This is a genomic window from Amycolatopsis sp. cg5 (assembly GCF_041346955.1).
Lineage (GTDB): Bacteria > Actinomycetota > Actinomycetes > Mycobacteriales > Pseudonocardiaceae > Amycolatopsis.
This window is the reverse complement of the sequence record NZ_CP166849.1, coordinates 9,033,908-9,046,193: the sequence shown is the minus strand read 5'-3', so window position 1 is coordinate 9,046,193 and position 12,286 is coordinate 9,033,908. Positions and strand designations below refer to the sequence as shown.

Sequence of the window (12,286 nt, the reverse complement as noted above, 5' to 3'; positions counted from 1 at the left end):
ATGTCCGATAAGGGTTTCTCCGAACTCCGGCTCGAGGGTGTGAGCCGCAGCTTCGGCTCGGCCAACGCGCTGAAGGGTCTCGACCTGACCATCTCCGGCCAGGAGTTCGTCGCCCTGCTCGGACCGTCCGGGTGCGGCAAGTCGACGGCGCTGAACTGCCTCGCCGGGCTGATGCCGCTGACCGGCGGCAGCATCTGGATCGACGACAAGCGCATCGACGGGCTGCCGCCGGAGCAGCGCGGGTTCGGGATGGTGTTCCAGAACTACGCGTTGTTCCCGCACATGTCGGTGCGCGCGAACATCGCGTTCGGGCTCAAGATGCACAAGGTCGGCAAGGCCGACATCACCCACCGCGTCGACGAGGCGCTGCGGCTGGTGCAGCTCACCGACCACGCGTCGAAGTTCCCCGGCCAGCTCTCCGGCGGCCAGCAGCAGCGCGTCGCGATCGCGCGCGCGGTGGTGCTGGAGCCGCCGGTGGTGCTGATGGACGAGCCACTGTCCAATCTGGACGCGAAGCTGCGGCTGGAGATGCGGATGGAGATCCGGCGGCTGCATCAGACGCTGGGGCTGACCACGGTGTACGTGACGCACGACCAGGAGGAGGCCTTGTCCCTCGCGGACAGGTTGGTCGTGCTTCGCGATGGCGAGGTGCAGCAGATCGGCACCCCGGAGGAGGTGTACGCGCAGCCCGTGAACGGTTATGTCGCCTCGTTCATGGGTTACCGCAACATGCTCGAGCTGGAGATCACCGGCGCGAGCGGCTCCGGCGTGGTGGTCGAGGGCAACGGAGTGCGGTTGTCCGGCACCAGCCGCGACGGCCTGACCAGGGGGCAGGCCGTCGCGGCCATCCGGCCGGAGGACTTCGTGGTCGGTGACGTCGCGGCGAACAGCATCGACGTCACGGTCGAGATCGTCGAGTACCACGGGCGCGAGCTGTCGGTGTCCGCGCGGCTGCCCGGCGGGGAGCCGGTGTACTTCCGCACGGACAAGCGGCTCGCGCCGGGCGATTCGGCGAAGATCAGCGTGCCCGCCGAGCGGGTACTGGTGTTCGAGCCGTGACGGCCGTGGCTGTGGCAGCGAAGCCGTCGCTGCGGCATCGGCTGGCGGAGCGCGGGATCGACCGCGTGCTCCTGCTTCTCGTGCCCGGCGTGGTCTTCGCGGTGGCGCTGTTCCTCTACCCGTTCCTGTACGGCCTGCAGCTCTCCTTCACGCCGAAGAAGGGCGGCCCGTTCTCGAACTACGCCGAGTTCTTCCGCGACCCGTATCTGCGCAACACGATGTGGACGACGTTGTGGATCGCGTTGCCCGCGACGCTGATCAACGTTCTCGCGAGTATCCCGATCGCGTACGTCATGCGCGGCAAGATGCGCGGGAAGCGCACGCTGACGACGATCTTGGTCGTGCCGATCACGCTCGGCACGGTGCTCACCGCGCAAGGCCTGATCACGTACACCGGTCCCGCGGGCTGGCTGAACAAGGTGCTGTCGGCGCTCGGGATCAGCGACGAGCCGTTGCCGCTGATCCACAACTACACCGGCGTGCTGCTGTCGCTGGTGATCACCGGCTTCCCGTTCGCGTTCCTGCTCACGCTGTCCTACCTGTCGGGCATCGACCCGACGCTGGAGCGCGCGGCGGCGACACTCGGCGCGAGCTGGGGACAGCGGTTCCGCAAGATCACCATGCCGCTGCTGGCGCCGGGGCTGGCGATCACGTTCTGCCTTTCGTTCGTGATGGCGTTCTCGGTGTTCCCGTCGGCGAACCTGGTCGGCGACCCGTCCGGCACGACCCGGGTCATCTCGATCGCCGCGTATCACGCCGCTTTCGAGGAGTACAACTTCTCGATGGGCTCGACCATCGCGATGATCATGGCGGTGATCATGCTGCTGGTCATCGGCCTGGTGCTGATCTGGCGGACCACCCTCTACCGCGGCGCCACGGGAGGCAAGGGATGAAGGGTTGGGTCGCGCGTCCTGGACGTTGGGTCGTCTGGGCCATCGTCGCGTTCTTCTTCGTCAACCTGATCGGCCTCGTGCTGTCGGTGGTGATCGACTCGTTCGGCACCCAGTGGTTCGGCACCTGGCTGCCGGAGGGGTTCACCACGCACTGGTACGGCGACGCGTGGCGTGAGTTCGGGCTGTCGCAGGTGCTGTTCACCACCGGCACGGTCGCGGTCTCGGTCATCGTGATCTCGGTGCTGGTCGGCGTGCCCGCGGCGTACGCGCTGGCACGCCGGTCGTTCCCCGGCAAGCAGCTGGTGATGCTGCTGTTCGTGCTGCCGATCCTGATCCCGCCGATCACCTACGGCATCCCGCTGGCGACGGTGCTCTACAAGTTCCACATCGCGGGCACGATGACCGGGGTGATACTCGCGAACCTGGTCCCGTCGATCCCGTTCGTGGTGCTGACGATGACCCCGTTCATCGAGCAGATCGACCCGAAGATCGAAGCCGCCGCGCGGATGAGCGGCGCGCGCACGCTCTCGGTCTTCACCCGGATACTCGGCCCGCTGCTGCTGCCGGGGATCCTGGCCGCGGCGATCCTGGTGCTGGTGCGGACGGTCGGCATGTTCGAGCTGACCTTCCTCGTCGCCGGACCGGATTCGACGACGCTGGTCGTGGCCTTGTACAACTCCGTGTTCGGCGCGGGCATCAGGGCGAATCAGCAAGTCGACGCGATGGCGACCGTCTACACCGCGTCGATGCTCGTGCTGCTGCTGATCGCCCTGCGGTTCGTCAACCCGACCCAGCTGGTCACGCGGGTGCGCGAGGAGACATAGATCTTGTCCGGCCGAGATCATCAAGCCTCCGGCGGCTTGTGCCGATGTCATGGGAGCTGAAAGGTCAGATGACATCGGGTTGTCTCGTGATCGGGAGGTCAAGGTGGGGGTCCCCAGTTCGGTGGTTCCGTCCGGCGCGCACCTGTGGGCGCAGACCGGAGCCGGGGTGACGGTGCACGAACTCGACGGCGGCACCACGGTCTCCGGGCCGGTCCAGCTCGCGCACCGGCCCGTCGGCGGTTCCGGCAATCTGGCCGTCTCCGCCGACGGCAAACGGGTCTTCGCACTCGGCCTCGACGGCGTCGTCGCCGAGCTGAACACGTCGACGCTCGTCGAGTCCAAAGCGGGTGACACCAAGCAGCCGTCCGGCGGACTCGCGGTCGACGCGACCGGCGCGCTGGTCGCCGTGCTGCACACGACCCGGCAGACGGTCAGCCTCCTCGACACCCAGACCAAGGCCGTCGCGGACATCGGCGGCGTGCTCAACCCGACCAGCGCGGTGTTCAGCCCGGACGGAGCCACGCTGTACGTGCTGTGCTCCGGGGTCAGCCGGATCGTCGCGATCGACACGGCCGAATGCGCGGTCGCCGCGCAGGTCACCTTCGGCAGGGGCGGCAACCTGCTGCACCTCAGCCACGCGCTGGCGATCGCGCCGGACGGCGGCAGGCTGTTCGTCACCGGCAACATCACCACCGAGTCAGGCCACGCGGACTTCCTGGTGCCGGTCGGCACCGACAAGCTCACCGCGGTCGACTACCTCGAGTACCACGGCGACGGCGCGACCGCGCTGGCCGTCAACGCCGACGGCCGCTTCGTGCACTCGCTCGACCGGCGCGGCAAGGTCGTCGTCTTCGACACCGACGCGGGGAAGCAGACCACCACGCTCGACCTGAACGGCGAGTTCACCGCTGGCGCGACCGACCCCGATCGGACCAGGTTCTACCTCTCGCACTCGGGCCACAGGACCGTCCAGGTCGTGGACCTGGCCGCCGCGGTGCTGGCGCCCTCGCTGACCGTCGAGGGCGGCGCCGCCCAGCTCGCGGTGGTCGTGAGTGGCTAGGCCGGTTAGAACCGGTCATACCACTCACGACTGGTAGTAGGCTTGGGTGACAACGGTCGCCGCGAGTTCTTCGACGAGGCTGCCGCGATCGTAGAGTCCTGTTTGGACATCGAGCGGCGTGCGGTGGAGACGCTCTAGCCGAGGGACTCCTCGATCGCGCGGACGACGAAGGCGTGGTCTTCGGCCTGTGGCAGGCCGGAGACCCCCACCGTGCCGACCATGCCGACGTTCTCGACGATCACCGGGAAGACGCCGCCGTGTGCGGCGTACAGGTCCAGGTCCAGCCGGGAGTCGGCTTCGAAGGTCTTGCCGCGCGAGCGGAAGAAGGTGCCGACGTAGAACGAGCTGTGGCCGTAGCGGTCGACCACGCGGCTCTTGCGGTCGATCCACGCGTCGTTGTCCACGGACGTGCCGGGCAGCGCCGCGTGGAAGAGCCGCTGCTGCCCGCGCCGGACGGAGATCGTCACGGGCAGGCTCTCCGCCCGCGCGCTGCCGAGGAGGTGAATGCCCAGGTCGATGGCGGTTTCGTTGTCGAACCGCCGAAACCGCAGGCGCTCTTCTTGCGCGGCCAGCTCGGCCAGTAGCTCATCGCTCATGCGGCCATTAAATCAACAGTGTTGTGTAATTCCAAGCCGCTGATCAGACGAACTGGGACACCGAGAGCGTGTTCCCGAACGGGTCCTTGAACCAGGCGATGCGGTCGCCGCCCGGCGCGGTCCACACGCCGTGCGCGCTCTGGTCCAGCGCGAAGAAGAGCAGGAAGTTGACCCCCTGCGCCTTGAGCGTGTCGACCGCGTCGTCGATGTCGTCGACCTGCCAGCCGAGCACGGTGAACGGCTGCGGGGTGAGATCGTCGACCTTGGTGGCGCGGATCATCGTCGTGCCGCAACGCAAAACCACGGCGGACGGGTTCTCGTCCTCGACGTCGAAACCGAGGATCCCGGCGTAGAATTCGCGCGCCTTCGAGAGGTCTGTCACAGGTACGAACCCGATCGGCCGGGTGGAGTTCAGCATGTCTTCACCTCGCTGGAACAAGTTACTACTTTTCATGCCCCACGCTGCGTCAAGCAAAACAGGGAGGCGTGGGGATGACCGGAATCCGGAGACGGACCGTGCTGGGTGGCGCGGCGCTGGCGGGTGTCGCCGGCGCGCTGCGGCCGGACGTGGCGGGCGCGACGACGCGGCGGGGGACCATCGACGACGTCAAGCACGTCGTCGTCCTCATGCAGGAGAACCGCTCGTTCGACCACTACTACGGCACCATGGCCGGCGTCCGCGGCTTCAGCGACCGCGCGGCGCTGCGGCTGCCGCTCGGCAAGGACGTCTTCCACCAGCCTGACCTGCTGCGGGTCGACGGCGGGCACCTGCTGCCGTTCCACCTCGACACCGCGGTCGTCGACGGTCAGGACCTCGGCGACCTGCCGCACGACTGGGACACCACGCACCTCGCCTGGGACGGCGGCGCGTACAACGCCTGGATCCCGGCGAAGACGCAGATGACCATGGGCTACTTCACACGCGACGACGTGCCGTTCCACCACGCGCTCGCCAAGGCGTTCACGGTCTGCGACAACTACTTCTGCTCGATACAGGGCCCGACCACGCCGAACCGGCTCTACCACTGGACCGGCACGATCGACCCGGACGGCCGCGCGGGCGGCCCGGCCACCTCGAACCCCGGCGACTACAAGCCGGTCTACGACTGGACCACCTATCCCGAGCGGCTCCAGGCGGCCGGCATCTCGTGGCAGGTCTACGCCAACGACGAGCAGGGTGACGGCTACGTCGGCGACTACGGCGACAACCCGCTGTGGCTTTTCAAGGCTTATCACGACGCGTTGGCGTCCAGCGATCCTGCTAAGCGACAGCTCGCCGAGCGCGCGAGCCTGCGCGCGAAGTGGAAGCCGGATTCAGGTAAGGGCAAAGACGTCGACCACGTGCTGTCGCAGTTCATTGCCGACTGCGCCGCCGACAAGCTGCCCAGCGTCTCGTGGATCGTCGCGCCCTACGCGTACACCGAGCACCCGGCGGCCAGGCCGGTCGACGGCGCCGCCTACACCGCGCGAGTGCTCAAGGCGCTTTGGGACAACCCGAAGCTCTGGGAGTCGACGGTCGTCCTCATCAACTACGACGAGAACGACGGTTTCTACGACCACGTCGTGCCGCCGACCGCGCCGCCGGGCACCCCGCACGAGCTGCTGCCTGCGATCCAGCCGGTCTACGGCGGCCTGCCGCCCGCGGCCGGGCCGCCGACGCCGATCGGGCTCGGCCCGCGCGTGCCGATGACGGTGATCTCGCCGTGGAGCCGCGGCGGCTGGGTCAACTCGCAGGTCTTCGACCACACGTCGGTACTGCGTTTCCTCGAAGCCTGGACGGGCGTGCGCGAGCCGAACATCTCGGCCTGGCGCCGGGCCATCTGCGGCGACCTGACCAGCTGTTTCGACTTCAAGAAGCCCAGCACGAGCATCCCGCTGCTGCCGGACACGGCGACACTGCGCCGGCAGGCCGACGAGACCCAGTCGAAGCTGCCGAAGCCAGGCCCGCCCGCGCTGGGGCAGCAGGTCGTGCCGAAGCAGCTTCCTGGCAGCGCGCCCGCCCGCGCGCTCCCGTACCAGCCGCTGGCCGGCGTCTCGGTGGGCGTGGCCTCGGTCGGCCTGACGCTGAGCAACCAGGGCAGCGCGGCGTTGCAGCTCGCCTCCTACGCCTATCACCTGGCCGGGCTCTCGCAGCGATTCGACGTCGCGCCGCGGTCGACGGTGCACGGCCAGGTGGCCTTCGCTGTGGCCTACGACCTGGCGATCCACGGCCCGAACGGCTTCAAGGTCGAGGCCGCGGGCAACCTGCTGACCGCCGGGGTCGAGGTCGAACCGTCGCTCGTGGGCCTGAAACTGCAGCTCAAGGTGGTCAACACCCGGCCGCTCGCGGTGACGATCGGGGTATCCGGGCAACCGGGATTCGTGGTGCCCGCGAACGGCTCGCACGTGCTCACTTTGGACCCGCTGGCGGCCGATCATGGCTGGTACGACGTCACTTTCAGCCTCACCGGGCAGCCGTCTTGGCGACGGCGATTCGCCGGTCACATCGAGAACGGGAAACCGAGTCGTACCGGTTAAATCACGGCGAGTAACAAATCGCTTCCCCTGAGCGAGTACTGTGTAGATCGTTCGAGGGGGTGAAACTCGCGTGCGCAGACGGCCTGATGCCGATTTCGACCATGCGGAACTGCCCAAGGCTCACCGGATCCGGTGGTGGGTGGCGGCGGTGCTGGCCGGGCTGATCGCGGCCGGGTTCGCCGTGGTGCCGTACCTCGACGTGTTCCAGAACTCGGCCTTCGTCAGGAACACGAAGGTCCCCACGGTGATCAGCTGGGCCGTGCTGCAGACCGCGATCGTGGTCAGCTCGGCGGTGCTGACGCTGTTCTACATCGGCAAGGCGCGGCTCGAAGGCGCCGCCTACCGGGCCAACCAGATCGACATCAAGGTCTTCGTCGACGAGCGGCCGGACGGCAGTCACGACCGCGAGGTCGACTCCGCCGTCGAGCTGACCGCGGCGTTCAAGCGCATCCTCAACGAGTCACGGCTCTACGACCCGACGCCGGTGCCCGGCGTCGGCGGCTCGTACGACTTCATCCAGATCGTCGAGACCGCGGGTGAGTCGGCGGACGGCTGGTGGAAGGTCGCGACGAAGCTCATCAAGCTCGCGCAGCCGCCCGCCGCGTTCCAGATCAGCGGCACGGTCCGGCCCGGCAACGTGAACGGCCGCTACCAGCTGATCCTCGAACTCGTCCGGATGCCGCGCTTCGCGGCCAGCCCGCTGGTGATCGAGGACGACAACTGGCCTCGGGTGCTGCACCAGGCCGCGAACGCGGTGGCCGCGCTGGTCATCCCGCGCAGCGCGTACGTCCGCAAGAACATCCACTGGGCGGCGTGGCGCGACGCGAAGATCCCGTGGCAGCTGTTCGACGCGTACCAGCGGTCCAACTACTTCGTCGAGCACAACCGCTACGACGAGGCGCTCGCCGAGTACTACCGCGCGCTCACCCTCGACCCGTCGAACGTCTACATCAGACTCGAAATCGCGTCGCTGCAAGAGCAACTCGACCTGCACCTGGACGCGCTGGCCACCTACGACGACGTGATCACCATCTGCAGCCGCGGCCGCCCGAGTCTCGCGCGCTGGTGGATCGGCCGTGACTTCGAGCGTCAGCCGCGCGTGATGGCCAAGCACCAAGAGGTCGCGCTGCTGCTCGCCAGGTACCGGCACGCGCTCGTGCTCGGCCACGGCGACTCCATCGCCAGCTCGTGGTGGGTGCGCAAACCCAGGCGCGGCGCGGACTCCATGTACGACGCCAGGATCAGCCAGCGCGCGGAACTGCGCGCCGCGCTGCGCTTGCGCTTCGAGCGGTACGTCGAGCTCGACATCCGCACGTGTCCACAATGGATTTCCCGATCGGACCGGCAGGCACGGCACAACAGGCTGCTGCGCGCACCGGTAGACGAGCTCGTGGTCCCGACCGCGACCAAGGCCGAGAAGAAACGGTACGACGACCGCGCGGCCGAGCTGCGGTCGTACCTCTGCGCGTTGTCGCAGTACGAGATCGAGCGGCTGATCGAGGATTACCACAGCTTCTGGCGCCGCTACCGGCACACCTGGTCACTGCTGACCAACCGCGCGCTGCGGCTCTGTCTCGCCTGGGTGGTGCTGCGGCGGGCGATGGCCGACGTCGACCCGCACACCGGAGCGGTGCCGCGGCCACAGCCCGCCTACCCCGAGCCGAAGCCGAAACTGTTGCCGCCCAACGTCTTCCCGGCAGGCACCTGGCCACCCGAGCCCAAGGCGCTGACCAAGGTCGTCCAAGGATCGGGGCACCGCAGTTCCTGGGCCGAGTGCTACAACGCGGCCAGCGTCTACGCGGTGGCGCTGATGAAAGTCGGCCCGCGCGGGCAGTCGGACATGCGACGCAAGGCACTCAACCCGCACCTGGCAGGCACCGCACGGGACCAGGTCGCGCGCAGTGCCGTGCGGGAGCTGTACCACGCGGCGACCGTGAGCCACAGTGGACGGTTGGCAGGCCGCCGATCCTGGGTGATGGACGAGGACCCGGACCTCGTCGCGTTGCGCGGGCACGAGTTGTTCCGCGTGTTCGAGATGGTCACCTTCGCCCCGGACCGGCCGGCGCCACTGCGCCCGCACCGCGCGCACGTCTGGCAGCAGGCGAGTTACCTGCGCCAGCTGATCTTCGACATCGCCGGCTGCCGCGCGCGGTTCTGGCACGCCAAGGCCCGCGACACCGGCCCGGCCCCGGACGACCGGACCGTCGACGAGTGGCGCGCGATCGACGGCGACGTCTGGCGGCAGCTGCGCGACCTCGCCGTCAGCAGACAGGACTGGTACACGCGCTTCCAGGCCATCTGCGCGTACCGGCGCTGGTCCGTCGAGTCCGGCTACCCCGGGAAAGTCGCCGGGTTCCCGGCCTACACCGAGGACCTGCTCGCGTTGCAGCACCGAGGTTTCCACGGCGTCCCGCTGGAGAAACCCATCAACAGCAACAAGATCGCACCCGAATACATCATGGGCTGCGACCGCAGGCTCGACCAGCTCGTCGCGGCGGTGAAATCCTTGGACAACACCCCGTTGCCCGAGGACTTCTGCCGCCGCGCCGACTACTGGCGCGCACTGGCCGCCTGGTTCGACGACCGCGTGGCCGACGGGACGTCCGCCGAAACCCGGCGTCTGAGCTTCCTGGAGATCAGCGCCTAGCCCGCCCCTCGCCCTAGCCCGAAAGCCACTTTCGTCAGATCTAACCTGCCGAAAGTGGCTTTCGGGCTACTCGGAGCGGTCCTAGAGCTCGGCGGCCAGCCGGACGCCCTGGTTGATCGCACGCTTGGCGTCGAGCTCGGCCGCGACGTCCGCGCCACCGATCAGGTGCACGGTGAGCCCGGCCGCGCGCAGTTCGTCGGCGAGTTCACGTTGGGGCTCCTGGCCCGCGCAGATCACGACCGCGTCCACGTCGAGCACGCGTGCCTTCTCGTCGGCCGTGATGTGCAGGCCGTCGTCGTCGATCTTGTCGTAGCGGACGCCCTTGAGCTGCTCGACCCGCTTGGCCTTCAGCGCGGCGCGGTGCACCCAGCCGCTGGTCTTGCCGAGCCCGGCGCCGATACCGGAAGTCTTGCGCTGCAAAAGGAAAACCTGACGCGGCGACGGTTCGGGCTGCGGCTTGGTGAGTCCGCCGACGGCGGTCTCCGGGTCGGTGACGCCCCACTCGGACATCCACGTGTCGAGGTCGAGCGCGGGGGAGTCCTTGTGGGTCAGGAACTCGCTGAGGTCGACGCCGATCCCGCCCGCGCCGATGACCGCGACCTTGTCGCCGACCGGCTTGCCGTGCTTGACCACGTCCACATAGGACAGCACCTTGGTGTGGTCGATGCCGGGGATCGACGGGATGCGCGGGGTGACACCGGTCGCGAGCACGACCTCGTCGAACCCGGCGTCGATCAGATCGGCGGCGGCGACCCGGGTGTTGAGGTGAAGCTTGACCCCGGACACCTCGATTTGCCTTGCGTAGTAACGGATCGTCTCGGCGAACTCCTCCTTGCCGGGTATCTTGCGCGCGATGCCGAACTGGCCGCCGATCTCGCTGTCCGCCTCGAACAGTTCGACGTCGTGACCGCGTGCGCCGAGGCTCGTCGCGACGGCGAGGCCCGCGGGTCCGGCGCCGACGACCGCGACCCGCTTGACGCGGCGGGTCGGCGTCAGCTTCAGCAGGGTTTCGTGGCCGGCGCGGGGATTCACCAGGCAGGACACGGTCTTCTTCTTGAAGGCGTGGTCGAGGCAGGCCTGGTTGCAGGCGATGCAGGTGTTGATCTCGTCCTCGCGTCCGCTGCCTGCCTTGAGGATCCACTCCGGGTCGGCGAGGAACGGCCGCGCCATCGAGACCAGGTCGGCGTTGCCGCTGGTCAGCGCCTCCTCGGCGACCTCGGGCATGTTGATCCGGTTCGACGTGACCACCGGGATGCCGACGTGCGGCTTCAGCTTTCCGGTGACCCAGGTGAACGCGGCGCGCGGCACGGAGGTGACGATCGTCGGCACGCGGGCCTCGTGCCAGCCGATGCCGGTGTTGATGATCGTCGCGCCCGCGGCTTCGACTTCCTTCGCGAGCGCGACGACGTCTTCCCAGCTCTGGCCGCCTTCGACGAGGTCGAGCATGCTGAGCCGGTAGATGATGATGAAATCGGGGCCGACCTTCTCGCGGGTGCGGCGCACGATTTCGACGGCGATCCGGCGACGTTTCTCGGGCGTGCCGCCCCACTCGTCGGTGCGCTTGTTGGTGCGTTCGGCGAGGAACTGGTTGATGAAGTAGCCCTCGGAGCCCATGATCTCGACGCCGTCGTAGCCCGCTTCCTTCGCGAGCGCCGCGCAGTCGGCGAAGGCGCGGATCTGTTGCCGCACACCGTATCCGGTCAGCGCGCGCGGCTTGAACGGGTTGATCGGCGCCTTGATGCTCGACGCGGAGACGCTCAGCGGGTTGTACGCGTAGCGCCCGGCGTGCAGGATCTGCAGCGCGATCTTGCCGCCGGCCTCGTGCACGGGCGCGGTGAGCTGCCGGTGCGCCCTGGCTTCCGCCTTCGTGCTGAGCTTCGAGGCGAACGGCAGCAGCCAGCCGGTGCGGTTCGGCGCGAAGCCGCCGGTGATGATCAGCCCGACGCCACCGCGTGCGCGCTCGGCGTAGTACTCGGCGAGGCGCGGGAAGTCCTTTTCCTTGTCCTCGAGGCCGGTGTGCATCGAGCCCATGATCACGCGGTTGCGGAGGCTGGTGAAGCCGAGGTCGAGTGGCGACAGCAGGTTCGGGTACTGGCTCATGAGGTGCCCTTCCGGAGCGCTTCGAGAACTTCTTCGAGCCACTCGACGAAGCCGGATTCGGTACGGATTCCCCCACGCAGCACCAAATACTGGTGCAACGACTGTCCACTGAGGTCAGCCGGTGCGGGAAAGTCGCGCTTCTCGATCTGGCGGTAGACGTCGAGCTGCTCGGCGTGCACGTCGCGGTGGCGCGCGACCTCTTCGGCGACGGCGGCGACATCGCCGAGCGCGGCGCCGCGGATCTTGACGGCGAGTTCGCGCGGCCCGGCGCCGGGGTCCGGCTCGGCGAGCCACCGCTTCATGACCTCTGTGCCGTCCGCGCTGACTGTGTAGACCTTCTTGTCAGGCTTTCCGGACTGCTCGACGTGATCGACGACGATCCAGCCCGCTTCCTCCATGCGCTTGAGCACGCGGTAGATCTGCTGGTGGGTGGCGCTCCACCACAGCCCGATCGACTTCTCGAACCGGCGCGTCAGCTCATAGCCCGAGCCGGACCGCTCGGCCAGCGACACCAGTATCGCGTGCTCCAACGCCATGCTCCGAGTTTGATATGCAACTAGTTGCACTGCAACGAGACGCGTATCACTGAA

Annotated in this window: 10 protein-coding genes; 6 read left to right on the top strand and 4 right to left on the bottom strand. The window is 68.1% G+C overall.

Annotated elements, in window-relative coordinates; all coding sequences use genetic code 11:
• The 4 genes from AB5J62_RS41090 to AB5J62_RS41075 all read left to right on the top strand — a co-directional run bounded on the left by AB5J62_RS41090 (position 1) and on the right by AB5J62_RS41075 (position 3,836).
• Positions 1–1,059 carry an ABC transporter ATP-binding protein gene (locus tag AB5J62_RS41090; RefSeq protein ID WP_370945451.1) on the top strand — a complete coding sequence of 353 codons (1,059 nt, stop codon included), beginning with the start codon at positions 1–3 and terminating at the stop codon, positions 1,057–1,059.
• Entirely contained in the window at positions 1,056–1,952 is an 897-nt protein-coding gene (locus AB5J62_RS41085) for an ABC transporter permease (RefSeq protein ID WP_370945450.1), read from the top strand. The genes AB5J62_RS41090 and AB5J62_RS41085 overlap by 4 nt, the downstream gene beginning before the upstream one ends.
• Positions 1,949–2,776, top strand: a complete 828-nt coding sequence (locus AB5J62_RS41080; protein ID WP_370945449.1) for an ABC transporter permease — start codon at positions 1,949–1,951, stop codon at positions 2,774–2,776. The genes AB5J62_RS41085 and AB5J62_RS41080 overlap by 4 nt, the downstream gene beginning before the upstream one ends.
• Positions 2,777–2,879: 103 nt before the next feature.
• Entirely contained in the window at positions 2,880–3,836 is a 957-nt protein-coding gene (locus AB5J62_RS41075; RefSeq protein ID WP_370945448.1) for a YncE family protein, read from the top strand.
• A gap of 134 nt (positions 3,837–3,970) precedes the next feature.
• Here the strand turns inward: AB5J62_RS41075 and AB5J62_RS41070 are convergent, their stop codons facing one another.
• Both AB5J62_RS41070 and AB5J62_RS41065 read right to left on the bottom strand, forming a co-directional pair.
• Positions 3,971–4,432, bottom strand: coding sequence for a heme-degrading domain-containing protein (locus tag AB5J62_RS41070; RefSeq protein ID WP_370945447.1), 462 nt, complete (start codon positions 4,430–4,432; stop codon positions 3,971–3,973).
• 43 nt (positions 4,433–4,475) lie between these two features.
• Complete coding sequence (locus AB5J62_RS41065) at positions 4,476–4,850, bottom strand: VOC family protein (RefSeq protein WP_370945446.1); 375 nt, start codon at positions 4,848–4,850, stop codon at positions 4,476–4,478.
• A gap of 74 nt (positions 4,851–4,924) precedes the next feature.
• Here AB5J62_RS41065 and AB5J62_RS41060 point away from each other — a divergent pair, with 74 nt between their 5' ends.
• Positions 4,925–6,949 carry a phosphocholine-specific phospholipase C gene (locus AB5J62_RS41060; RefSeq protein ID WP_370945445.1) on the top strand — a complete coding sequence of 675 codons (2,025 nt, stop codon included), beginning with the start codon at positions 4,925–4,927 and terminating at the stop codon, positions 6,947–6,949.
• 70 nt (positions 6,950–7,019) lie between these two features.
• Positions 7,020–9,596 (top strand): hypothetical protein, encoded by a 2,577-nt coding sequence (locus tag AB5J62_RS41055; protein WP_370945444.1) that lies wholly within the window; start codon positions 7,020–7,022, stop codon positions 9,594–9,596.
• Between the two features lie 81 nt (positions 9,597–9,677).
• Here AB5J62_RS41055 and AB5J62_RS41050 read toward each other — a convergent pair whose 3' ends face one another.
• Positions 9,678–11,696: an FAD-dependent oxidoreductase gene (locus tag AB5J62_RS41050; RefSeq protein WP_370945443.1), complete on the bottom strand. Its 2,019-nt coding sequence runs from the start codon at positions 11,694–11,696 to the stop codon at positions 9,678–9,680.
• Positions 11,693–12,232 (bottom strand): PadR family transcriptional regulator, encoded by a 540-nt coding sequence (locus AB5J62_RS41045; protein ID WP_370945442.1) that lies wholly within the window; start codon positions 12,230–12,232, stop codon positions 11,693–11,695. Before AB5J62_RS41045 ends, AB5J62_RS41050 begins: the two co-directional genes overlap by 4 nt.
• Positions 12,233–12,286 lie beyond the last annotated feature (54 nt).